This is a genomic window from Actibacterium sp. 188UL27-1, from assembly GCF_016901225.1.
Lineage (GTDB): Bacteria > Pseudomonadota > Alphaproteobacteria > Rhodobacterales > Rhodobacteraceae > 188UL27-1.
The window spans coordinates 75369-98634 of sequence record NZ_JAFEUL010000004.1; the positions used below are offsets into that span (position 1 = coordinate 75369).

Annotated in this window: 19 protein-coding genes; 13 read left to right on the forward strand and 6 right to left on the reverse strand. The window is 61.6% G+C overall.

Annotated elements, in window-relative coordinates; all coding sequences use genetic code 11:
* Positions 1-3: 3 nt before the first annotated feature.
* The gene (locus IU397_RS07285; protein ID WP_204412055.1) at positions 4-762 is read left to right on the forward strand and encodes a hypothetical protein; all 759 of its coding nucleotides are present in this window, start codon (positions 4-6) and stop codon (positions 760-762) included.
* 4 nt (positions 763-766) lie between these two features.
* Here IU397_RS07285 and IU397_RS07290 read toward each other — a convergent pair whose 3' ends face one another.
* Positions 767-1333, reverse strand: coding sequence for a TetR/AcrR family transcriptional regulator (locus IU397_RS07290; protein WP_204412056.1), 567 nt, complete (start codon positions 1331-1333; stop codon positions 767-769).
* A gap of 349 nt (positions 1334-1682) precedes the next feature.
* Positions 1683-3278, reverse strand: coding sequence for a GMC family oxidoreductase (locus IU397_RS07295; RefSeq protein ID WP_204412057.1), 1596 nt, complete (start codon positions 3276-3278; stop codon positions 1683-1685).
* 123 nt (positions 3279-3401) lie between these two features.
* Here IU397_RS07295 and IU397_RS07300 point away from each other — a divergent pair, with 123 nt between their 5' ends.
* The 5 genes from IU397_RS07300 (at position 3402) to IU397_RS07320 (ending at position 9891) form a co-directional block, all read left to right on the forward strand.
* The gene (locus IU397_RS07300; protein ID WP_204412058.1) at positions 3402-4634 is read left to right on the forward strand and encodes a TRAP transporter substrate-binding protein; all 1233 of its coding nucleotides are present in this window, start codon (positions 3402-3404) and stop codon (positions 4632-4634) included.
* A 104-nt stretch (positions 4635-4738) separates the two neighbouring features.
* Complete coding sequence (locus tag IU397_RS07305) at positions 4739-5407, forward strand: TRAP transporter small permease (protein WP_204412059.1); 669 nt, start codon at positions 4739-4741, stop codon at positions 5405-5407.
* Positions 5407-6765: a TRAP transporter large permease gene (locus IU397_RS07310; protein WP_204412060.1), complete on the forward strand. Its 1359-nt coding sequence runs from the start codon at positions 5407-5409 to the stop codon at positions 6763-6765. The genes IU397_RS07305 and IU397_RS07310 overlap by 1 nt, the downstream gene beginning before the upstream one ends.
* Positions 6766-6775: 10 nt before the next feature.
* A complete protein-coding gene (locus IU397_RS07315; RefSeq protein ID WP_204412061.1) occupies positions 6776-7555 on the forward strand; it encodes an IclR family transcriptional regulator in 780 nt (259 codons plus the stop codon).
* Between the two features lie 236 nt (positions 7556-7791).
* Positions 7792-9891, forward strand: a complete 2100-nt coding sequence (locus IU397_RS07320; protein ID WP_204412062.1) for a S8 family serine peptidase — start codon at positions 7792-7794, stop codon at positions 9889-9891.
* A 170-nt stretch (positions 9892-10061) separates the two neighbouring features.
* Here IU397_RS07320 and IU397_RS07325 read toward each other — a convergent pair whose 3' ends face one another.
* On the reverse strand, positions 10062-11195 hold the full coding sequence (locus IU397_RS07325) for a vanadium-dependent haloperoxidase (RefSeq protein ID WP_204412063.1): 1134 nt from the start codon (positions 11193-11195) through the stop codon (positions 10062-10064).
* A gap of 203 nt (positions 11196-11398) precedes the next feature.
* Between IU397_RS07325 and IU397_RS07330 the strand changes: the two genes are divergently transcribed.
* Positions 11399-13012: a hypothetical protein gene (locus tag IU397_RS07330; protein WP_204412064.1), complete on the forward strand. Its 1614-nt coding sequence runs from the start codon at positions 11399-11401 to the stop codon at positions 13010-13012.
* 15 nt (positions 13013-13027) lie between these two features.
* Here IU397_RS07330 and putA read toward each other — a convergent pair whose 3' ends face one another.
* Positions 13028-16498, reverse strand: coding sequence for a bifunctional proline dehydrogenase/L-glutamate gamma-semialdehyde dehydrogenase PutA (putA, locus tag IU397_RS07335; protein ID WP_204412065.1), 3471 nt, complete (start codon positions 16496-16498; stop codon positions 13028-13030).
* 116 nt (positions 16499-16614) lie between these two features.
* Here putA and IU397_RS07340 point away from each other — a divergent pair, with 116 nt between their 5' ends.
* Both IU397_RS07340 and IU397_RS07345 read left to right on the forward strand, forming a co-directional pair.
* Positions 16615-17121 carry an Lrp/AsnC family transcriptional regulator gene (locus IU397_RS07340; RefSeq protein ID WP_204412066.1) on the forward strand — a complete coding sequence of 169 codons (507 nt, stop codon included), beginning with the start codon at positions 16615-16617 and terminating at the stop codon, positions 17119-17121.
* 79 nt (positions 17122-17200) lie between these two features.
* Positions 17201-18253 carry a hypothetical protein gene (locus tag IU397_RS07345; protein ID WP_204412067.1) on the forward strand — a complete coding sequence of 351 codons (1053 nt, stop codon included), beginning with the start codon at positions 17201-17203 and terminating at the stop codon, positions 18251-18253.
* A gap of 201 nt (positions 18254-18454) precedes the next feature.
* Here IU397_RS07345 and IU397_RS07350 read toward each other — a convergent pair whose 3' ends face one another.
* Both IU397_RS07350 and IU397_RS07355 read right to left on the reverse strand, forming a co-directional pair.
* On the reverse strand, positions 18455-19606 hold the full coding sequence (locus tag IU397_RS07350; RefSeq protein ID WP_204412068.1) for an alpha-D-ribose 1-methylphosphonate 5-triphosphate diphosphatase: 1152 nt from the start codon (positions 19604-19606) through the stop codon (positions 18455-18457).
* 28 nt (positions 19607-19634) lie between these two features.
* Positions 19635-20228, reverse strand: a complete 594-nt coding sequence (locus IU397_RS07355; protein WP_204412069.1) for an HAD family phosphatase — start codon at positions 20226-20228, stop codon at positions 19635-19637.
* 118 nt (positions 20229-20346) lie between these two features.
* Here IU397_RS07355 and IU397_RS07360 point away from each other — a divergent pair, with 118 nt between their 5' ends.
* From IU397_RS07360 to IU397_RS07375, 4 genes are all read left to right on the forward strand, one after another.
* On the forward strand, positions 20347-20793 hold the full coding sequence (locus IU397_RS07360; protein ID WP_204412070.1) for a GNAT family N-acetyltransferase: 447 nt from the start codon (positions 20347-20349) through the stop codon (positions 20791-20793).
* A 101-nt stretch (positions 20794-20894) separates the two neighbouring features.
* Entirely contained in the window at positions 20895-21323 is a 429-nt protein-coding gene (gene speD / locus IU397_RS07365) for an adenosylmethionine decarboxylase (protein ID WP_204412071.1), read from the forward strand.
* A 3-nt stretch (positions 21324-21326) separates the two neighbouring features.
* Positions 21327-22613: a rhomboid family intramembrane serine protease gene (locus IU397_RS07370; protein ID WP_204412072.1), complete on the forward strand. Its 1287-nt coding sequence runs from the start codon at positions 21327-21329 to the stop codon at positions 22611-22613.
* Between the two features lie 38 nt (positions 22614-22651).
* Complete coding sequence (locus IU397_RS07375; RefSeq protein ID WP_204412073.1) at positions 22652-23251, forward strand: hypothetical protein; 600 nt, start codon at positions 22652-22654, stop codon at positions 23249-23251.
* Positions 23252-23266 lie beyond the last annotated feature (15 nt).

A 23266-nucleotide genomic window follows, 5' to 3' on the forward strand; every position in this document is an offset into this window, starting at 1 on the left:
GGCATGAGTGTTGTCACCGCCACGTCGATCAAGGAAGACCTGACCACGTTTGGCGATCTCAAGGTCTGGTCGGTCCTGGTGACGCTGTTTGGCGATATGGCCGCAACGGATGGCGCCCATATCCCCGGGCCAACCCTGACCTTGATCGGGTCAGAGATCGGTCTTCGGCCCGAGGCGCTGCGCGTCGCCCTTCACCGTCTGCGCAAGGATGGGTGGCTGACGGCGGACAAGGTCGGGCGGACCAGCCAATACCGGCTCAGCGACCGGGGGCGGGCCGAAACGCTGGACGTGTCCGGCCATATCTATCGCGCGACTGTCCCCGCGGGGACAGAATGGTGGCTGACCATTCCGAACCCGGCCAGCTTTGCCGATCCTGACCCGGATAGCTTGCCTGTCGCGCCCGGGATCCTTCTGGCCAGCCGCCCGCCCGCCGATCAGGACACCCTGTTGGCGCGCGTGAACGCCCAGACCCTGCCGCGCTGGGTGACCGGGCGGGTGATGGCGGCGGAGATCACGCAAAGATATGCGGCATTGCACAGCGTTCTGTCGGGTCATCCCATACCAAGGCCGGATCTGCCGCCTTTGGAGCGGCTCGGGCTGCGGATCCTTGTCCTTCACCATTGGCGCCGCACCGCATTGCAGCACCTACCGGAGGCCGCGAGCCTGATGGGAACGGATTGGAGCGGGACGATGTGCCGCGACCTGGTACATCGCTGGCTAAAGGCGTTGCCACGGCCCGATCTGGACAACCTGACGGCATAGGCCCTTAGCTCAGCCGACGAAGCAAAAGCGCTATGGCCGCCTTGAACCGGTCGGGGTCTTCCTCTGCCCGGGCCGCCAACTGACCGCCTTCGAGGGTGGCCAACATGGCCGATGCTTCCAGCCGCGGTTCCTCCACAGCCTGAATGGTGCCATCGGTCTGACCCAAGGCAAACGTTGCCTCCATCCAGGCCAGAACCATCCCGCGAAACCGCCTGAGCTGAGCAATCACATCTTGGTTCAGGCTGTCGCGGCTGGCGGAAAACGACACGCACAGGCACAGGCTCTTACCATTGTTATGGGCCTCCCGATATTGGTGGATCAACGCCTGCAACCGGCCGCTGGCTGTTACTTCGGTTGTTTCAATCCGATGGCAAAGCTCTTTCAACTCTTGGGTGTAGCGCTCCATCAAGGCGACGGATAGATCGGCCTTTGTCGGGAAATGGTGGTGAATGCTGGCTTTGCGGATGCCCACTTCAGCCGCCAGATCGGCATAGCTGAACCCATCAAAGCCCCGGGATCGGGCAGAGCGTTCGGCGGAGTCGAGCAAGGCGGTTTTGGTTTTGGCGGGCATGGATCGGCCTGTTCTGTCTGACTTGCTGTATTTAGTCAGCCTTTCGAGGGTTACAAAGGCGCCTGGTGGCCCCCCTGTCCAGCTTGCCGTGGCGTGAACTTGCCGACGGCGCGGCGAGCCGCTTGCAACCCCTGGCCGAAATGGCGCCAATTTTAGCAAAGATCTTTGCATTCAACCGTGAGGTGTTGTGACCGTGTTATCACCTGCACGGTACGACAGGATCAGCGCCACGTGCTGGTGGCGGATTATGACGAGTAACCGTGGTGGTTGGGTGTTAGGGGAAGGGCCGGGCTGATGCCCGGCTCTTTTTACATGGGCCGCGATGTCACCCCGATTGACCCTCCGCGTGTCAGGAGGCCATCATTAGGTCACTTGCCTTTTCGCCGATCATGATCGCGGGCGCATTGGTATTGCCCGACACGATCTCTGGCATGATCGAACAATCGGCCACGCGCAGCCCGTCAATGCCGATCACCCGCAGGGTCGGATCCACCACGGCCTGATCGCCGGACCCCATCCGGCATGTTCCAGCCGGATGATAGATGGAGGAGCTGTTGCTGCGCGCCCAATCCAGCGTGCCGTCGTAATCATCCATGCCCAGGCTCGCATCGGGCCGGAACTCAGTCGACACTTTCGAGGCGAGGGGGGCATGCTGCGCGATCCGCCGCGCGATCTTGACCCCTTCTACGATCGTCTGGCAATCCGTCGTGGTCGACAGATAGTTCGGTATTATTTTGGGATATGTCTTTGGGTCAGGCCCGTTCAGCCGGATCTCCCCACGGCTTTCCGGGCGCAACTGACAGACCGACATGGTGAACGCCGAAAACGGATGAACGCCCTCACCGGGGCTGTCAGCCGACCAGGGTTGCACATGGAACTGGATGTCGGGGGTTTCGACCTCGGGCCGGGTTTTCATGAAACCGGTCGCCAGGCTCGCGGCCATCGTCATGGGACCTGCGCGGAACAACGCGTATTTCAGGCCGATCTTCATCTGGTTGACCAAGCTGCGGACCTCGTCATTCAGGGTTGGCTCGTTGCATTTATAGACCAGCCGGGCCTGAAGGTGATCCTGCAATCCCTGACCCACCCCGGACAGATCGTGCCGCACCTCGATCCCGTTCTGATTGAGGTGATCTGCCGGACCAATGCCCGACTGCATCAGGATCTGCGGCGAACCGATGGCGCCCGAAGACAGCACAACCTCGCGCCGGACATGGATCGTTTTGGTCAGCCCGTCACGGCCCGCATAGGTCAGCCCGGTGATCTTTTTGCTGTCATCCATCAGCAGTTTTTGCACATGGGCGCGGGTGATGATCTTGAGGTTGGGCCGACTGCGCACCGGGTTCAGATAGGCGACCGCGGCAGAGCAGCGCCGACCGTTTCGCGTGGTCAGCTGAAAATATCCCACCCCTTCTTGCTCTGCTCCGTTATAGTCGGGATTGAACGGATAACCGGCAGCCTGCGCCGCGGCCACCCAGGCATCGCAAATCGGGCGTTGGATCCGCATGTTTGAGACCGAGAGCGGCCCGTCATCGCCGTGATAGGCATCGGCGCCGCGTTCGTTGTTTTCGGCCCGGATAAAAAGGGGGAGCACATCATCCCATCCCCAGCCGACATTGCCCATCTGCCGCCAGCGGTTGTAGTCTTCCGCTTGCCCCCGGACGTAGAGCAGCCCGTTCAACGACGACGATCCGCCCAGCACCTTGCCACGGGGCCAGTCGATGGAGCGACCGTTCAGGCCGGGATCGGGCTCGGTCTTGTAGCACCAGTCGACGGAGGGATTATGCATGGTCTTGAAGTAACCCACGGGGACATGGATCCACGGGTTGAGGTCGCGTCCGCCGGCCTCCAGCAGGATCACCTTGACGGATGGGTCCGCGCTCAGACGGTTGGCCAGAACGCATCCGGCCGACCCAGCGCCGACCACCACGAAATCTGCATCCATTGGACATCCCCCCATTCGTTATTTTTCACATTTCAAAAAACTGTATACAAAACCGCTTTTGCCGACTAGTATTTTTTGAAACCAAAAGTCTCAATAACACGACACCAATCGGGAGGAACGACTATGGGTGTAGGTGATAAACTGGGCCGTATTACGCGGCGTGACCTTATGAAACTGTCGGGGCAGTACGGGCTGAGCTCGACATTACTGGCTGCGGGCAGCTTCGGGGGCGCGATGAGCCTGGCCAATCTGGCAAGTGCTGCGGAGTCGACCTATGAGCGTCGCTTTTCCAAAGAAGCCAAGCACACGCTGAAGTTCGGCGCCGCCGGTTTCAACGCGCGCAACCTGTTGATCGAGCGGGCCGGCGCCCTGGAATTTGCCCGCGACCTGGAAAGCCGCACCGATGGCGAGATCCGGATCGAATTCATTGGCGACAACCAGATCTGCAACCAGCCTTCTTGTGTGGAGAAAGCCCAGCAGGGCATCGTCGATATCTATGCGGCCTCTACCCAAAACTCTGCCGGTGGTGCCCCTTACCTGAACGTGCTGGACTACGCCTACATGTTCCCGGGCCGTGCGTCGCAGTACCACTTTTTGTACCACCCGGATTCCGTCAAGATCCTGCGCGATCCGTTTGAGCAGCGCCATGGCCTTAAATTCCTGTTCAGCCACTGCGAATTGCGCGGCATCCAGATGGGTCTCGCCTGGCAGGACAAGCCGACCATCACCAAAGTCGAAGAGATGTTCGGCACCAAGAACCGCGTCACCGGCACCCAGTTGGGCCGGATCGCGATGCAGGCCTTGAACCTGAACCCCGTGCCTGTTGCATGGGAGGAAACGCTTGATGGTCTGAAGCAGGGCCTGATCGACGGGGCAGAGACCTGGGCCTCGGCCGTGGCTTACGCCAACATGTCGCCGGTTGTGTCGCAGTCGGTCGACCTCAAGTTCTTCTGCGGCACCGAGCATACCGCCATGAATGCATCCGTCTTTGACGGCCTTGAGGGTTATTTGCAGGACGCTGTCATGGAAAGTGCCTACTGGGCGCAGGTCCATGTTCAGGCCGCCAACGAGGCCGCGCTGGTCAAGACAGTGGGATATTCTGACCCGCAACTGCCTGACACGATCTTTGCCAAAAACAACGTCCGGATCGCCTTCCTAGAGGACGCGGAGATAAAAGTGGCCGAAGAGATGTGTTCACCCGAATTCCAGCCGCAACTGTGGGAGCAGTGGCGCGAGCGTCTGAACGGATGGGCCGGTGGCATCGACACCTACCAGGAAATCTACGATATCGCGCGTGAAGTTGATGCGGATATGCTGCCCGAAAATGTCGAGCCGCGCCGCTGGTGGAAAGGCTGATCCGACCGGATCTAACAAGAAAGGGGCCGGTCCGCAAAAAGACCGGCCTTCTGACCAACAGACCGCGTCAAACGCGGCATTAGAACAAAAACGGGGGAGTTGCGATGTCCATCTGGGCAGAAGCAGGTGCGGTGATTGCATCAATCACGACGTTTGATTCCTTTGAGATGCAAACCGCATTTCGAAGCAGCGGCGTCTGGATTGTCTTTGGCGTTGTCACGGCGCTTGGTGCGGTCGCGACGATAGGTCTGTACCGTCTCATCCCGTGGCTGGACCGAAATCTGGAACGGTCTATTATCGTCTACACGTATCTTGTGATCGCGGGCATCATCTTTGCCGGTGTCATCCAGCGGTTCTACCTGAATGGTCAGCCCCCCTGGTCCACAACGATCCCGCCCCTGTTGTTCATGGTCATGGCGTGGTTCGGTTGTTCTTATAACGTGCGGCTGCGCACGCATCTCAGCTTTAGCGAATTCCGCACCAACATGCCCCGGCCGTTGCAGATGGGCTGTCTGATCCTGGATGCCGTTCTTTGGTTCGGGTTTTGCGTCATCGTGGTCACCACCACGGCGCGGGTCACGGCAAACTCCGCCGCCAACTTCCAGATCGTCCTGGGGACCGACAATTTGCTGCAGTGGTACTTCATCATCACGGTGCCCGTCGCCTTTGTCCTGATGGCCGGGCGCGTGCTGGAGAATTTGATCGAGGATCTGCACAATTTTCGAACCGGCGAACCGCTGATCAAACAAACCGTCATCGGGGGGGATGCGTGATGGATCAGGGCACCTGGGTCACCATTATCTCTATCACCGTGACGTTCCTGTTCATGCTGGGCGTCCCCGTTCTGCTGGTGATCATCTACTGGGTGATCGGTTGCAGCTTTGTCATGGGGCTGACGCTCGACAATATGGGGGCGGAGCTGCTGAACGTGTTCAATAAGGGGTTTGCCCTTTTGGCGATGCCGCTCTTTATCCTGACCGGTGACTTGATCAACAAGTCCGGGATCGCTCGGCGATTATCGGACTTCGCCTATGCCTGCCTCGGTTGGCTCCGCGGCGGTCTCGCCATGGCGAGCCTGGGGGCGTGCGGTCTGTTTGCGGCGATCTCCGGGTCGAACTCTGCCACCACGGCCACGATCGGCTCCATGCTGCACCCGGAAATGGTGAAGGGCGGCTATGACGAACGCTTTTCTGCGGCCACGGCGGCGGCAGGTGGAACGGTCGGGATCATCATTCCGCCATCGATCATCTTTATCGTCTATGGCTTCCTGATGAACCTTCCGATCTCGGACCTGTTCGTGGCCGGGATCATTCCGGGCGCGTTGATGGTCATCGCCATGCAGGTGGCCTGTTGGATCATCTGCACGATGAATGGCTGGGGATATCTGATCCCATTGCAGCTGACGCGGGTGCTGAAAACCGGCTTTGGTGCCTGGCTGGGCTTTTTCGCCATCGGTCTGGTCCTGTGGGGCATCTACACCGGCAAATTCTCCCCGACAGAGGCGGCGGGCGTGACCGTCGGGTTCTGCGTTATCGTCGGCATGATCTGTTGGCCCCTGAACAAGGTGATGGGGGCCGATCCTGATCAACCGGTCTCGGAAAAGAGCTTTGCCTCCATGTTCGTCGTCGGTGGTTTTACCCCGCTTGAGATCCCGTCCATCGTTGTCCGTTCGGCCCAGATCACTGGCATTCTTGCGCCGTTGATCGCCGTGTCGGTTGTCATGCAGCAGATTCTGTCGCTGCTCGGGGCCCAGCAGGTCATCGGCGATTTCGTCACCTCCATGGGCGGCTACTATGCCGTGCTGTTCACCGCGATGATCATCGTGTTCGTCTCTGGCATGATCTTGGAAAGTCTGCCGGTCACGATTATTCTCGCCCCCATCCTTGCGCCCATTGCGGCCTCTGTCGGGATCGATCCCATCCACTTCTCGGTGATCTTCCTGGTTGGAGCGTCTATCGGTTTCATCACACCGCCCTATGGTCTGAACCTCTATGTGGCCAGTGGTGTGACCGGTGTGCCGTATTTCCGGTTGTTGCGCTACACGGTTCCGTACCTGGTGGCTTTGATCAGCATCTGGATCCTGGTTTCGCTGACGCCCCAACTGGCCCTGGCGCTGCTGCCAAACAGATAGGGAGTTTTCTATGGCCGAAGACGGCTCAGCTGCGAAGACCGACCAGATACCGACCAACTTGCGGCTTCTTCTGCTCTTGGAAGAAGTCGTAAGGGCAGGGGAGCCGGTCACTCCGACTGAGGTGAATGCCAATCTGGGGCTGCCCAAACCCACCATCCACCGTCTGTTCCGGCGGTTGGAGGATGAGGGGTTTCTGCAGCGCGACCTGGATGGACGGTCCTACAGCCCCGGTCGCAGGCTGCGGCGCCTGTCGATCAACACCCTGTCGGCGCGCCATATCCGGATGGCCCGCTTGGCCATCCTCAAGATGCTGGCGGACAGCATCGGGGAGACTTGCAACATCGCCGTGCCCGACCGGGATGACATGGTCTATCTGGATCGGGTCGAAACCAAGTGGCCCTTGCGGATCCAGTTGCCCGTCGGGTCCCATGTGCCGTTCCACTGCACGGCCAGCGGCAAGATGTATCTGTCGACCCTGCAACCGCGATACTTGAAATCATATCTCGCGGCGGCGGAATTGAAGCCCTATACGCGCAATTCAAAGACCGATACCGATCTCTTGACCGAAGAGATCAGACGCATCCGCAGCCAGGGCTATTCCACCGATGATGAAGAATTCATGGATGGCATGGCCGCTATCGCCGTGCCGGTCTGGGACGATATGGGGCGGCTTTTGTCCACGCTCGCTGTCCACGCTCCGATCCAGCGCAACGGCCTGGCCGAACTCAAGGCGTATCTGCCGCTCCTGCAGGATGCAGCAGAACAATTGCGGCTGATGGTCATCAACTAGGTGTTCAGCTCCGCAGGTAGACACCTGACCATTTGCCTGACTTTGCTGGCAGGTCGCGCATAGATGAGATGAACGGATCAACGGCCGCCCATGTCGCAATGTGATGGCCGTTGTCAAAAGGCCTGACCCTCTGTGCCGCTCCGTTAAATAATCGTAAAACTTTGCCTGCGCCTTGTCGGGTGCGGCTGCTTGCAGGCAGGGTTGGCCAAGGCATATGGCGCGAATTGGGGGATGGCATGCAGAAATGGACCAAACGGAAGACGGCATTCAAGGGCACTGCGACGGACATTGTCGAACCCTATGAAGATTGGGATTACGCCACACGCCCCCCGATGGCGGATGCGGCCACCCTGTGGCAGCCGGTCTATATCAGGCTGTGCCCTGACGGATCCGGCGCCTTTACCCCCGCGGCACTGGCCCTGCTTGATCATATGGCGAAAGGGGTCGGGCAAACCGTTGCCATGGCAGGCGATGCGGTGCGGCGCCTCAAAACCGTGATCGCGCGGGAGGCGGCGGACACCTCCGCCGCCCCCTATGATCATTTGTTTGTCTACCGGCCCGAGATGGACAGCTACACGCCGCTCTCCCTGCCAGGCGACGCCCCGGTTTATGAGGTGATCCATGTGGGCATCGCCGTCCCCGGCAGTGATGTTTCAGCACAAGCTGGGGCTTTGCCAGAGGCATCCGCGCATCCTGTGGCGGACGCTCCGGTCGTGACGGCTGTCATCGATGATGCAATCGGCATCGCCAATGAACGGTTTCGCGCAGATCGCACGACCACCCGTATCCAAAAATACTGGCTACAGACGCTGGAAGAGGTCAATACATCCGCCCCGGGGGCCGGTGTCATGCTGGGCCGTGAATATGACGCGGCTCAGATCAACAATATGCTTGCAGCATCGCCCACGGAAGATGCCTTTTACCGCGCCCTGCGTCCGGTGCGCATCGACGGGGATCAACCCGTGATGCGCCGCGGATACCGGCGCCCCTTTGCCATGATGCAAACCCACGGAACCCATGTGATGGATCTGGCAGGCGGCGCCCCGTGTGACACTTTGAACGCTCAAGACCACCCTCTGGTCGCGGTGGAACTGCCACCTTTGGCGACGATTGAAACGACGGGCGGGCGGCTGGACACCTATATCCTGCAAGCCTTGCAGCGTATCCTCGACTGGGTGGACCATTGGCCCGGTGCCAACGGCCCGATCCGCGTGCCGGTGGTCATCAATCTCAGTTACGGCGTGACGGCTGGCCCTAAAAACGGGTCAGGCTTTCTGGAACGCGAGATGGCCCGGCTGATCGATGCCCGCTCTGCCGAAGGGGTGCCGACAAAGGTGGTCCTGCCTTCGGGCAATGCCTTTCGCGCACAACTCACCGGGGCGTTCCGGGTGCGGGGCGGTAAGGCCAAAGGGTTCGACTGGCAGGTGCAGGCCGGCGATCAAAGCATCAGCTACCTGGAGCTTCGCGTGCCCAAAGGCGCGCCCTGCACGATAACGCTGACGCCGCAATCGGGGCCAGCGGCAACGGTCAAACTGGATGGCAGCGCAACGTCGCAGCTGTGGCAATGGGCGGGCGGCGCAGCACCGCGCGGCGCGGTCTATGTGCAGCCTGCTCCGGCCAATGCGGGGTTGATGCGCGTCACCATCGCTTTGGCGCCGACAGCCACGCCCGGTTTGCCGGGGCGCAGCGCACCTGCCGGGACCTACCGCGTAACAGTCGCCAATCGCGGCAAGCGCGGCGCCACCATGGATGTGGCGGTCGATGTGCAACGCGATGACACGCCGTCGGGATACCCGATCTATGGGCGCCAATCCTTTATCGACGATGCCCAGATGGGCGCGCGGGACCGTGTCACCCAAAGCTACACCAGACCCCGCGCCCGCTCTGCCGTGACGCGGCGGGGCACGCTGTCGGCCTTTACCACAGGCGCCAGTGACAACATGTTTGTCATCGGCGGTGCCCATGCGGATGACACCCGGTTTGGCCGTGACAGCACCACTGCGCGGCAGCCGGCCCGCTATACGTCCAGCGGCGGCAACGGGCGTGACCCCGACCTTGCCTATGTGTCGGAGGAGGGCCGGATGCTTGAAGGGGTCCTGGCGGCGGGCACGTTTTCCGGCGGGGCGGCTACCTTGTCGGGCACCAGCGCCGCGGCACCTCAAGCCACGCGTGCCGTGGTCGACGTGCTCACCGCGACGCCACAGGTCAGCAAGGCGCAGATCATCGATCAGATCCTCAGGCCCGATCCGGTCTCATCCTCGCGCCGCCGATTGGGGGCAGGCGTTGCCGCCAGCGCCCCGTCTACCGCCGGGCGTGTGCCCCGCAAACGCAGCTGACGCGTTTCTGGGCTGGCGCTCGCACGAAACGAGGAAGCTGGCCCATACCGGGCCGTCTTCCATGGTTTGGTGACGCAAGATCCAGAACAACGCGCTGTTTGGATCAGGGGATGCCGTGGCCGATCCGAGCGGGCCGTGGTGCAGGGTCTCCGCGCCGGAGAGCCATCCACTTATCGCGTCGCAGTGCTGCGGCGTTCGTCTTCGGCCAATTTCCAGGCCGTGGCCAGGATCGTGTTATCCGCCGATCCGTCTTTCTTCAGCTTGGGTTCGGCCACCAAACCTGCCAGCCAGTCAAGCGAAAAGTCATCCGCATCGCCAAAGTCACCCTTGCCAGATCCGGCCGCAAAACCGGGCAGGGGGCTTTTAAAGGTTTTCCCCTGGGCCAGTGCATGGACATATTCGCCGATGGCACATCCCAGCACGGCCCCCGCCGCGCTGTCTGACGGAAAATGTACACCCGCCACGGTCCGGTTGGCGGCCATGCGTTCGGCCACGCGGAACGGATGGGCCTGCTTGGTCACCCCGTCCTTGGCGCTTTCGCCTGTCATCAGCCGGTGCAGCACGGTGGCCACGGCAAAGCTTTCGCAGGAATGACCACTGGGAAAGCTGCTATGGTCGGGCGTCTGGATCATCGGTTGCACTTCGATGGCAAAATCGATGGGCCGCGGGGTGCGGCACATATGCTTGACCTGCATTTCGGCAAAAACCGCAAGGCGTTCCACCACATCCAGCAGATCCGCGGTGCGGGCCCGGCGCTGGTTGTCCATATGGGCCAGCGCCCCAAAGAACGAGATGCCGTCCTCCAACTGGATCGAGATTTCCGCCATCCGGTCATCGCGCAGGTCGGCATAGGTCCGCAGCCAGGCCAGTTGCGTCTTGAAATGGCTGGGCTTGGGCTGGTTGATCGTCACAATGGGGCTGCCATTGCCGTTCAATGTCGCAACGCCCCATGTGACCGAACCGTCGCTCTTTTTGGCGGTCGAGGTGCCCGTGACCGTGACATTGGACATCAGCGCATATTCCAGAAGACGCGCCCGGATATCCGCTTCGAGGTACAAAATATCATCCGGCGTGTCGCTGAATGGGAATGCCGGGTCAAAACTGGGCGTGCCATCCCAATAGCCCAACGTGCCGTCACGGGTGGTATTCAGGGCATCGTTCAGCAGTGTGGAAGAGGGGCTGCCAGCATGATCAGGGCCATCATCGCCCCCCATTTTGCCCATCTTTCCCATTTTGCCCATCTTTCCCATTTTGCCCATCTTCCCCATTTTTCCCATCTTGCCCATCTTACCGCTGGTCGCCATGACGATTCCCCCGTGCTGCGCTGTCAGTTTTCGTGGGGGAAACGCTTGTTCAAGGGCCGCGCGCGCACCAGTCCTTGATAGACAAAGCGCTGTTATTGACGATAAATTCACGGGACGTGGGGTGACTGGGGGAATACGGACCTTGACCGTCAAACGATCAATACCGCGCACATGACCTGTCTTGCTGCCTTGGGGGCCGCCCCGTGATTGATGTCGTGCGCATTGAGCTTTACGGTCCGCTGCGGGTCTTGGCGCCGGACGGGGCCGATCTGACCCCCCGCTCGGCCAAGGCGCAGGGGCTGACCGCACTTTTGGCAACGGGCATGCGGATGTCGCGGTCGCGCACATGGCTGCAGGACAAGCTGTGGAGCGACCGGGGCCGCCCCCAGGGATCTGCCAGCCTGCGCCAGGTCCTGACAGAGATGCGGCGCGTTCTGGGGCCGCACAAGGATTGCCTGATCGCCAATCGCAAGACCGTGGCCTTTGATCCTGTACGTGTCTTGATCACCCATACCGCCCCGTCAGAGACGCAGCCCGAATTCCTGGAAGGGATCGATGTGCGCGATGAGGAGTTCGAGGAATGGCTCCGGGTCCAGCGCAGCCGCATGCGCGCCCATCAATCCGTCGAGGTGAGCGAAGCCGCCGCGCGGGAGGTCACCGCCCCGACCCGGTTGAAAAAACGGCGGCTGCTCATGGTGAACGAAACCGCGCAATCACCTGGGATGGAAGGGTTTTTCGCAGATCACTTCGCCGATGCCGTGGCACGGTCCCTGTCTGAACAGATCAGCGTTCATGTGATGCGGGGCGATGCGTGCAAACCGGTGGAACCCGATTTCGTGCTGCGCACTCGGGCCAGTATCCAGTCCGGCATGGCGGGGTTGCGCGTCTCGATGGAGCAGGGGGCAAAGGGCGTTCAGCTGTGGTCCGGCTCCAAGCTGGTCCAAGCCGCCGGCGCGCCCCCCGTCGACAGCGAAGATGTGCTGCGCCTCGTGCATGAAGCGACCGAAGGCGTGTCAGAGGCACTTTATACCGCCGCGCGCCTGGGCAATGAAGGGTTCGACGCCGCCGTGCTTGCCCGGATCGGTCTGCGCAAGCTCTTTTCCATGAAGAAATCCGAACAGCTCGTCGCCGATGGCATGCTTTCCACCGCCTTCGATCTGCATCCCCGCGGGGTGTATCTGGCGTGGCGGGTGCTCTTGCGGATCGTCATGCTGATCGAACGCCATGACGGGCTGCCGGATGATTACGAGCAGGAAGCCTGCGACATGGCGCGCCGGGCTTTTGAACTGGAACCCATGAATTCCATGGTGCTCGCCGCTTGTTCAAATGCCGCTCTGATCCTGCAAGGCGACGATGATGGCGGTTTGGAATATGCGGAACGCTCCGTTCAGGCCAACCCGGCAAATCCCTTTGCATGGGACTGCCTGAGCATGGCCGCCCTTTACAATGGTCGCCTGAACAAGGCGCATCGCAACCAGGTCCGCGCCCGCCACATCGCAGGCAACACACCGTTTGGCCATTGGTTCGACATGGGCTGCGCCATGACCGCCACCACCAACGGCCTGGTGGATGAAGCACTGGTCTGGGCCCGCCGGTCCGCAGCGACGTCGCCGTTTTTCCACCCACCGCTGCGCTACCTGATTGCGCTTTACGTCCATTCGGGGCGGATGGACCAGGCCCGTGACATCGTCAAACAGCTCAAGATGATGGAACCGGATTTCGCGGTCAGCCAACTGGTCGAGGATGACGCCTATCCCGTCAACGACCTGCGCCGCTCCAAGCTGCTGACCAAATCCGCCCTGTCGCCGCTGGGGTAGCTTCCAGAGCCGTGGCTAACTTGCGGCCGCCAACAGGCTGGCATTGCCGCCCGCTGCGGTGGTGTCGATGCAGATATGACGCTCCAGCATACAGCGCTCCTCCAGGTCCTCCTCGGCCATCAGGGGCAGGATCGCGCCATCTCGTTCCGCCAGGGCCCGGCGCACCTGGCGCAGGTCATCGTCATCGCTCCACAGTGCCACCCCGTCAAAGCCGTTCAAGCGGGCCAGCGCATCGCGGGCCAGGGTGCCATCCACCGCATGGCTGCCGATGGCCCCCGGTGCCACGATCACCGCTGCACATCCGCGGGCTGTGACACGGGCGGCCTGGTCGGCGGCATCCTGCGCCGTTGGCCCCAGGCACAGGATCACCCCGCGCCCCAGCCAGGACAGGCGGTTGGATTCGCCAGTGGGTCCCGGCAGCGAAACGGTCCGTTGCACATCGCGGCCCGGTCCCGCGGCGTCCAGCAACCGCTGCACCTGATCGGCATCGGCCACCGTCCCGGGTGCCGCGCCATGCACCACCCGCTTGGGCCGCGTGAAGCGTGCCACATAATCCGGCCCGCCCGCCTTGGGCCCCGTTCCCGAAAGCCCCTCACCGCCAAAGGGTTGCGAGCCCACGACCGCGCCGATTTGGTTGCGGTTGATATAGGCATTGCCCACCTCGATCCGGTCCGTCACATGGGCGATCCGGTCGTCGATCCGCGAATGCAGCCCAAAGGTCAGGCCATATCCGGTGGCATTGATGTCATCGATGACCGCGTCCAGATCCTCCGCCCGGTAGGTGGCGATATGCAGGACCGGGCCAAAAACCTCGCCGCCCAGATCGCGGATACCGCCCACCTTGATCGCCGCGGGCCCCAAGGCAAAGCCGCCGCTGCGGGCGGGGCAGTGTTTCAAAACCCGTCCCTCCGCTGCGGCCCCGTCGATATGCGCGCTGATTTCATCCAGCGCCGTCTGCGTGATCAGCGGCCCCAGATCGGTGGCAAAGGCCCACGGATCGCCCACGGTCAGTTCGTCCATCGCACCGTAGAGCATCGCCAGAAACGGCGTGGCGATATCCTCCTGCAGGTATAGCATCCGCAAAGCCGAACAGCGCTGTCCCGCAGATTGAAAGGCCGAGGTCACGATATCGCGCACCGCCTGCTCGGGCAGGGCGGTGCTGTCCACGATCATGGCGTTCAGCCCGCCGGTTTCCGCGATCAGCGGTGCGGTTGGCGGCAGATGCGCCGCCATCGCGCGGTGGATCGCATGGGCCGTGGCGGTCGATCCTGTGAAACACACCCCATCGATCCGCGGATCCGAGGTGAGTGCGGCGCCAATTTCCGCCCCCGTGCCAGGCAGCAGCTGCAGCGCGGTGCGGGGCACGCCAGCCTCGTGCAGCAGCGCCACGGCCCGGCAGGCGATCAGGTTGGTGGGTTCCGCCGGTTTGGCCAGCACCCCATTGCCCGCCGCCAGGGCCGCCGCGATCTGCCCCGTAAAAATCGCCAACGGGAAATTCCACGGCGAAATGCAGGTGAAAACACCGCGCGGCGGGTCTGTCAGCACCACGGCCTGCGCCGCGTAATACCGCAGGAAATCAACAGCTTCCCGCAATTCGGCCACGGCATCCAGGGGCGTCTTTCCGGCCTCTCGGGTCAGCAGCGCGAACAATTCGCCATGGTGGTCCTGATACAGGTCTGCCGCCTTGGTCAGGATCCGGGCGCGCCCCCGGGCGGTATCGGTCCAGGGGCGGGCCGCTGCGATGGCCTGCTGTGCCTCTGCCGGGCGTGTCCACTGAACCTTGCCCACATGGTCCCGGGGCAAGCCGGGGTTGTTCACAGGCGTCGTATCGCCTTCTTCTACCGCAGTGCTCAGCATCGGGGTGGCGCGCCAGGTGTGACCGGCCCAGCCTGCGCGCGCGGCGTCGATGGCGGCCTGATCTGCCGGGTCCTGCAGATTCCAGCCATGGGAATTTCGCCGCGCGTTTCCATAAATCTGCGCGGGCAGCGTCACGACGGTCGCTGCCTCTGTCGCCATCGCGGCTGGAAACGGATCGGCGGCCACAACCTCCGCCGGAACCTCCGGATCCACGATCTGGTTCACAAAAGAGCTGTTGGCCCCGTTCTCAAGCAAGCGCCGCACCAGATAGGCCAGCAGGTCGCGATGGGCGCCCACGGGCGCATAGATCCGGCACCGTGTGGCATTGCCCGCCAACACCACGTCATGCAGCGCCTCGCCCATGCCATGCAGGCGCTGAAATTCGAACGCGGTCGGATCCTCGGCCAATTCCAGGATCGCAGCCACGCTGTGGGCATTATGGGTGGCAAATTGCGGGTAGATCCGGTCGGACATGGCCAGCAGCTTGCGGGCGCAGCACAGATACGACATGTCGGTCGCGGCCTTGCGCGAGAAAACCGGAAACCCTGTCAGCCCCATGACCTGCGCCTGCTTGATCTCGGTATCCCAATAGGCGCCCTTGACCAGCCGCACCATGATCTTGCGGTCCAGATCCGTGGCCAGGTCATAAAGCCAATCCAGCATCGGCCCGGCCCGCTTGCCATAGGCCTGGACCACAACCCCGAACCCGTCCCATCCCGCCAGATCCGGATCGCGCAGAACCGCCTCGATCACATCGAGTGAGAGATCCAGCCGGTCCGCCTCCTCCGCATCGATGTTCAGGCCCATATGGGCGGTCTTGGCCTGCTGAACCAGTGTTCGGACACGCGGCACCAGCTCTGCCATGACCCGGTCCCACTGGGCGGTTTCATAGCGGGGATGCAATGCCGATAGCTTGATCGAGATGCCGGGATTGTTGCGGATGTCATCGCTGGTCGCATGGGGCGCCAACCGCGAAATGGCATCGGCATAGGCGTCGAAAAAGCCCGTGGCATCACAGGCCGTCAACGCAGCTTCGCCCAGCATGTCATAGGAGAATGTGTAACCCTGCGCAGCACGCTTGGCCCCGCGTTTGACCGCGCTGTCGATCGTCTCTCCCAACACGAACTGCGCCCCCAGCTCCTTCATGGCGCGGCTGACGGCGACCCGGATCACCGGCTCGCCCAACCGTTTGACCGCCCCCCGCAGGACAGAGGCGACCCCGTCGCCGTCCTGCAACACCTTGCCCGTCAACATCAGCGCCCAGGTGGACGCATTGACCAGCGACGAGCTTGATTTGCCCAAATGGCTGCCCCAGGCCGATGGCGCGATCTTGTCCTCGATCAGCGCATCCATCGTGTCGGCATCGGGCACCCGCAACAAAGCCTCGGCCAGGCACATCAGCGCCACGCCTTCCTTGGTCGACAGCCCGTATTCGGCAAGAAACACCTCCATCAATCCCGGATCGGCATGGGTGCGGATCTTGCGGACCAGGTCGGTCGCCCGGGCGACGGCGCGCGCCCGGTCATCGGTCGAAATCGCCGCTTCGGCCTGTAGGCGGGCCAATACGGCCTGGTCCTCTTCCAGATGGGCGCCGCGAATGCGGGTGCGGCGAGACAGCAGATCGACCATGGCAATGCCTCCCGTTGGGGTCTGTTTTCAACCTATATGGATTTTTCTGGGCGATCTGGCTAAAGATCGCAGATAAACATGCCGTTTTCCTAATTTATGCGCGAGTTTCAGTCGAAATGAACGATACTGCCGCCGAACCCAGCACACTTGACCCGTTTGATCTGCGCATTCTCGCCGCCCTGTCGCGGGATGGCCGCATGTCGATCACCGATCTGGCCAAACAGGTCGGCCTGACGAAAACCCCGTGCCAGATCCGGCTCAAGCGGCTTCAGGGTCAGGGCTATATCCTGGGGTTTCGCGCGCAGCTCAACCTGGGCAAGTTGGGGCGGGACCATATCGCCTTTGTCGAGGTTCGCTTGCAGGACACCACAGAACAGGCGCTGACCGCGTTCAATGGCGCCGTCAGCGCCGTGCCCGAAATCGAGCAATGCCACATGATCGCCGGCGCCTTCGATTATCTGCTCAAGGTGCGCACGACCGATATCAAAAGCTACCGCCAGGTGCTGGGAGAGGTCATTTCCGCCCTCCCGCATGTCGCGAGCACCTCCACCCATGTGTCCATGCAATCGGTCAAAGACGACTCGAATACGACCTTTAACCAAATGGATGCATTCGGCCCCTAACGATCCGTCCACCCGCCCGACCACGGCACCGCATCCCAAGGGGCTGCAAGCCTTTGCAGGCGGGGGAGGGGAGAGGGATATGACCAGGCTGATCGTCCATGCAGGGACCCATAAGACCGGCACAACCGCCATTCAGACCTTTGCTGCCCGGCACCGTGGCGGCCTGTTATGCCGCGGGTTGCTCTACCCGCATGAGGAGACAGTGATCGATGGCGGCATGGGCCTGTCGCACCACGCTTTTGCCGATCTGCTGACGCATCCCGATGCCGACATCCCCCAGGCGACGGCGATCCTGCACCAATGGGTTGAGGTGGCCCATGCGTTGGACGCCGATATCCTGCTCAGCGCTGAATCGATCTATCGCCATGCGGTGCGGCGGGGCGCGCCACCGTTCGGCCTGGCTGCCCGTCGCGAATATCTGGGCCGGTTACAGGCCGTGCTGGCCACGGCCGACATGCCCATTCAGTTCGTCTTGGTATTTCGTGATCCCGTCGCCTTCATCCAATCCCTGTTTCAGGAGATGGTGGCCGTCGAACATCGCCCGCGGTGGCAGAATTTCAAATCCTTCCGCGATGATCTGGACAGCCGCGACCTCAACCCGCTGCATTACCGCGCCCATGTGGCGATGATGCAAGGCTACTTCCCCGATCTGCACATCCTGGTTTACGAGGATCTGCGCGGTGGCGATGGCCTCATCCGCAACTTTTTCGCCCGGATCGGGCAGGATTGCTCTGGTCTTGAGGATGTCGATGTCGTCCGCCAAAGCGTGCCGCCCCTGGCCACGCAGCTCAAGATATTCGTCAATTCCTGTCAGTTCGACCCGGTGCATTGCCAACGCCTGAACACCTGGCTGTCCTCCCCCGACGTATTGACCGCCATCGAAAGCCAGCTCGATCCCGGCCCGTTCGACCTATGGGACAGCGCAGAGGAGATTGCCGATTTCCAGCAGGCCCACAGCGCAGAGATTGATTTCCTCGCCCAGCACCGCCTGACCGAACCGGCGGAGTCGCACGCAAAACCCAGCCTCAAAGGGCGCCCCGTGCCCCCGATCACCGATGATCTCAAGGCGATGCTCCTGCAATGCGCCCTGGGCCTTGCCGCTCCGGGCGCGGACCCACATTCACACGCTTAAACAAGCGCCAAAAACCTCGTGCCAGCTTCGCGCAGGGCGTGGCGGGACGTGGGCTATTGGTCATATCGGCAGTTTGCTGGAAACGAGTGATGGTTGGCCGACCATGATCCAACCGGAGCATCAACCGCGCGCTTAACAACACCTACCGCCGGTGTTGACATCACTGCCTGAAAGCGGATCAGCGGGCAGGCAGGCTGGCCCTCAATACACCCGCAGTCCAGCGCGCCAGACAGACACGACATGGTTCTGTCCGTTCCGCCGCCGCACCCGCACCAGATCGGCACGCAGGCCCGGGGCGATCCGGCCGCGATCCGTCAGCCCGGTCATCTTGGCCGGTGCATCGCTGACCAAGGCGATGGCCTGGGGCAGGTCATACGGCAATGCGGGATCTTCGGCGATGCGGAAGGCGGCATCCAGCGGGCTGCGCGGGATGTAGTCAGAGGCCAGCGCATCGACCACGCCCGCAGCCAGCAGATCAGCCACCGCAACATTGCCGGATTGCGACCCGCCGCGCAGGTAGTTGGGCGCACCCACCACCACCTGCTGTTTGCAGTTGCGCGCCTCCCGCGCGGCGTCCAGTGTCGTCGGAAATTCAGAGATTGCGATACCTTCATCCCGCGCTTCATGGATATGGGCCACGGTACGGTCATCATGGCTCATCAAGGGCTGACCGGCCTTCTGCGCTGCGGCGATGACATGGGCCCTGACGGTTGCCCCAACCCGGGCGGAGCGGTCCAGCAATTCGGTCAGTTTCTCGCGGGCCTCCGCATTGTCGATCTGCATCTCGACCGCGGTGTGGTGGAGCCATTTGTCGACATCGACGGATTGCCGGTCGCCGGGCGTGTGGTCCATGACCGAGGCGAGGCGCGTCAACGGATGGTCCATCGTCTGGTCGACCAGTTCCATCGTGTCAGGGTCGCAGATCTCGCACCGCAAATGCAGCAGATGCTCCGCCCGAAACCGACCCTCCGCCGCCGCCATGCCCAACGTCTTGATCAAAGGGAGCAGCAATTTGCGTCGCTCGGGCTTTTGCATGCTGGCCCCAACGCTCAGACTGTCGAACACTGTGGTGGTGCCACCCGAGATGACAACCGCGTCATGGGCGGCCAAGGCGGCGTCGAAATCCCAGATCACGCCGGCGCGGGGAAAGACATGGGTCTCAACATGATCGGTATGTAGATCGACTATGCCTGGTATCAGAAAATCTTTTTCAAGGTCAGTGCCCTCAGCGGCGAAGTTCAAGTCGCCAATCTGGCTGTTTTCGACCGAGAGCGCACCTGTGTGGATCCCGTCCGGCGTGACGATCCGGGCATTGGTTAACCGAAAATTCGGTGCGGTGGTGGTGTCGAACATGGTCTTGACCCTTGTGCTGATCCGTAAGTTACAAAAAACCGTCCGCCCGGAGCCTGGACCGCAAGCCCGCAGCGCCCTCAAACAGGTGGGTCCGCAACCCGACGCTGGCAGCTCCTTTCAGATAGGCCGCACTATCATCGGTGAACAGGCAATCGGCGGCCACCAGGCCATTGCGGGCCAGGACCCGCTCAAAAATCTGTGGGTCGGGTTTTTTGACCCCTTCCAAGCCCGAGACGGCAACATCTTCGAACCGGGCCATGATCGGATGCTGGCGGGGGACGACCTCGTCCGCCTCGGGCGGGGCGTTGGTGATAGCAAAGACCCGAATGCCCGCCGCGATCAGATCCGTCACCAGATCCGCGCTGCCTTCCATCGGATCACGGGTCGCCGCGGTGAAGCTGGTCAGGTAATCGTTGAAAATGTCAAACCTGTCCCCGCGGGGACAGTCCTCCAACCGGGCTTCCCAAGGCCGCGGATCGGTGCGCTTGCCATACCATCCGGCAAAGTCATGCTCCGCAAGTGCGGCATCAAGGGCTGCCTGGTCCGCGAAACGTCCCCCGAACTGCCGTTCGGGTTGCCAATGGATGATGACATTGCCGACATCAAAAATAACTGCGGCCATGGACTGTTCCCTGTTATCTGCCGAAGACAGGGCTTGCACTCCGAACTGTAACGGGGTCATGACGATCCGGGATTTTTTGAGACGGAGCCGGGATGACGCTGTCCCCGCGGGGACATCTATGGCTAAACACTACATTTTGCGCAAAGCGGTCCCGGCGGATGCCGATGTGGTGGTCGATATCTTACGCGGCTGGATCGATGAGACCCCGTGGATGCCTATGCTCCATGACCGGGCCGACATGATCCGGTTTTGGCGAAATCGACTGTCAGAGGCGGAGGGGACCTGCGCCATGTGGGACGACACGGTCTGTGGTTTTTCGGTTTTGGACGGAGAGACGTTGACCGCGCTTTACCTAGCGCCAGACCACCGGGGGGCAGGGCTTGGCGCGATGCTGATGGATCGGGCCAAGGCCAAGGTGCCGCGGCTGTCGCTGTGGGTCTTTCAGGCCAATATGGGGGCTGTGACATTTTACACCCGGCACGGTTTCCGCGACGTGGCGCGCAGCGCGGGTGACAATGAGGAAGGTTTGCCTGACCTGAATTTGGTTTGGCACTTACAATCCTGAATTGGTCGTAAGCGGCGGGTCGCCGCATGGGGGAGTCCCATACTTGCAGCGGGTTGGTTGAGGTCATTAAGTGGTCACATTGATGTTATTTGGTCCGAGTCATGAACAGTTTAGCCAACAATAGTTTTAACCCAGACCTGTGCCCGCACCCTTTGGGCCAGCATGTTATCGCCGAATTCTACCACGCCCGTAACCTGGAAGAGGTTGGCGCAGGTGAGACGGCGCTGCGCAGCGCAGCGGAGGCTGTTGGCGCCCATGTGTTGGATGTTCGCGGCCACGATTTTGGCGAGCGCGCTGGATTTACCGCTGTGGCATTGCTGGCGGAAAGCCATATTTCGGTCCATACGTGGCCGGAACATGGATATGCGGCCATCGACATCTTTATGTGCGGCCCCGTTGATATCACCCGGGCGGTGGACGCGTTGAAAGCCCATTTTCAACCGGGTGATGCCGATGTCACGATCCTGAAACGGGGCAGCCCTGACCGGCTGACCAACCTGTTGGCTGCCGATGCCAAGATTGTCGAATGACCTGTGGATCTAGCGCGCCAAGGCTGGGCGACGCTGACCCTTTGCGCCATCTGCCTGATCGTTTTCGCGATCGAGGGCGTCAGCATGGTCGGCGATGCCGATCCGAGCCTGTTGGATATGGGTGTGAACCAGTTTCGCCACGGCACGCAAATACATCTGGCGGGCAATATCGGCATTTTGCTGTTCGCGGGCCTGCGGGTGGAACGCGAGATCGGGTTTACCAACACGCTGATCCTGGTTTTTGCCTGCGCGGTACTGGGCGGCGTGGTTCAAAACGCGCTGGTGGGCCCCAATTTTGTGGGGATTTCGGGACCGGCCTATGGGTTGGCGACCTTTGCGGTGGTGCAGCATGCGCGACCGGAATTTCGGGTCTGGATCGGGATTTTGCTGTTTGTCATCGCGGTCGCCGAAGTGCTGACCCTCGGCGACCGGATTGCCGTCTGGACCCATGTGATTTCGATGTTTGTGGGAGCCTTGGCGGTGTTTGGTAACCTTTTTGGCAGTTCGGAGCCGACCCTGAAGCCGATGCAGATGACGCATCTGTCCAAGGTGGTCGCAATCATCAACGAAACTGACGAGGATGATGCGCTGGATGCCGAAGAAACGCTTTTGAAGCGTGGCATGGATGGCATGTTCGTTCTGATGCAAAAACAAGATGTTCTGGGCGTCACCGGCTATGCGGTTGACGAGGATACGGACGGGTCGGCCTGGCTGTCCTGGACCTACCTGACAGAGGCGCGGCGCGGCGAGGGTTTGGGCGGTCAGATGATGAATGACCTTCTGGGCAGGCTGAACGAGATGAGCGTGCGCAAGATATTCATGGCGACAAGCGATTACGCCGAAGACGGCGTACCGATTTATGCGGATGCATTTAAGCTATATGAAGAATTCGGGGCCGATATTGAGCTGAAGGTTCCCGATTACCACAGCCCGGGGGAGACGAAGATCGTCTATGGGCTGAATAACCCCGAATACCCGGAGGAGGCGCCGATCCAGCGCGATCCCCCCAAGGGCGTTCGGTTCACCGGGGCCTATCTGGCACCGGAAGCCGAAGGCACGATGGGGATCGACTGGCAGGAAGCCGATGACGGGGTCAGTGGGTTGGCGGAGGCCACGGCCTCGGCCGCCAAGAAAAAGGGTCATATGGCCGTTCTCGCCCTACCCAGCGACTTGAGCGACCTGGCCCAGGAGACCTTGTCGGCGGAAGGTTACGCCAATTGCGGCAAACTGGCCGATTTCTATCAAACGGGGTTGCACCAGGTCTGGTGGAGCCGTCATCTAAAGCAATGATCAATTCATTGTGACATGTTAAATATGAGGACAATCTGATGTTCAATCAAATCAAATTGGTGGCCATCATCGCGGTGGTCGGCTTTGTGGGATACTCGTTTTTCGCCGATAGTGGCGGGGAGCAGACGGCCGATCTGGGCCAGGTGCTGGACCGGACGGAATACGCGCTGAACGAGTATCAGGGCTATCTGACGGACAACAAGGTCGAGGCAGCGGGCGACAGCGAGCTGTCCGAATTCACCGCGTTCTATACCAGCGTTCTGAACGCCGATCCGCGGTTCTATGACCAGCCGCTGGGCCTGAGCGTCCAGCAGGATGCGTCGTTCCTGGGCTTTGCCGACAGCAATGGCAACGGGACGCAGGATGATGGCGAAGGCAAGGTCTTTACCGTTGAGATCGACGAGGAAAACAACCGTTTGATCGCCACGGACGAGGCTGGGAATTCGTCGGGCCTGCGTTTCTCGGGTGCTGGCTTTCTGGCCGGTGCGTTGCTGGGCACGCTGCTGAACCGTCAGCGCGGTGCCGGTGTCCAGAAAGGCGCGTTTAACAATCGTAACGTGACGCCGCGCAGCGCCTACAAGGCACCGTCGAGCGCCCGTTCGGGCGCTCGCTCCGGTGGTTTGCGCGCCGGTAAGTAAGCGCGTTTTACGCTA

Bases quoted from the DNA above. Each gene is read 5' to 3' on its own strand.
- IU397_RS07375 (WP_204412073.1), top strand. From the start codon at position 22,652: ATGTTCAATCAAATCAAATTGGTGGCCATCATCGCGGTGGTCGGCTTT.
- IU397_RS07360 (WP_204412070.1), top strand. From the start codon at position 20,347: ATGGCTAAACACTACATTTTGCGCAAAGCGGTCCCGGCGGATGCCGAT.
- IU397_RS07315 (WP_204412061.1), top strand. From the start codon at position 6,776: ATGGCCGAAGACGGCTCAGCTGCGAAGACCGACCAGATACCGACCAAC.
- speD (WP_204412071.1), top strand. From the start codon at position 20,895: ATGAACAGTTTAGCCAACAATAGTTTTAACCCAGACCTGTGCCCGCAC.
- IU397_RS07310 (WP_204412060.1), top strand. From the start codon at position 5,407: ATGGATCAGGGCACCTGGGTCACCATTATCTCTATCACCGTGACGTTC.
- IU397_RS07295 (WP_204412057.1), bottom strand. From the start codon at position 3,278: ATGGATGCAGATTTCGTGGTGGTCGGCGCTGGGTCGGCCGGATGCGTT.
- IU397_RS07325 (WP_204412063.1), bottom strand. From the start codon at position 11,195: ATGGCGACCAGCGGTAAGATGGGCAAGATGGGAAAAATGGGGAAGATG.
- IU397_RS07320 (WP_204412062.1), top strand. From the start codon at position 7,792: ATGCAGAAATGGACCAAACGGAAGACGGCATTCAAGGGCACTGCGACG.
- IU397_RS07300 (WP_204412058.1), top strand. From the start codon at position 3,402: ATGGGTGTAGGTGATAAACTGGGCCGTATTACGCGGCGTGACCTTATG.
- IU397_RS07355 (WP_204412069.1), bottom strand. From the start codon at position 20,228: ATGGCCGCAGTTATTTTTGATGTCGGCAATGTCATCATCCATTGGCAA.
- IU397_RS07285 (WP_204412055.1), top strand. From the start codon at position 4: ATGAGTGTTGTCACCGCCACGTCGATCAAGGAAGACCTGACCACGTTT.
- IU397_RS07305 (WP_204412059.1), top strand. From the start codon at position 4,739: ATGTCCATCTGGGCAGAAGCAGGTGCGGTGATTGCATCAATCACGACG.
- IU397_RS07345 (WP_204412067.1), top strand. From the start codon at position 17,201: ATGACCAGGCTGATCGTCCATGCAGGGACCCATAAGACCGGCACAACC.
- IU397_RS07290 (WP_204412056.1), bottom strand. From the start codon at position 1,333: ATGCCCGCCAAAACCAAAACCGCCTTGCTCGACTCCGCCGAACGCTCT.
- IU397_RS07340 (WP_204412066.1), top strand. From the start codon at position 16,615: ATGAACGATACTGCCGCCGAACCCAGCACACTTGACCCGTTTGATCTG.
- putA (WP_204412065.1), bottom strand. From the start codon at position 16,498: ATGGTCGATCTGCTGTCTCGCCGCACCCGCATTCGCGGCGCCCATCTG.
- IU397_RS07350 (WP_204412068.1), bottom strand. From the start codon at position 19,606: ATGTTCGACACCACCACCGCACCGAATTTTCGGTTAACCAATGCCCGG.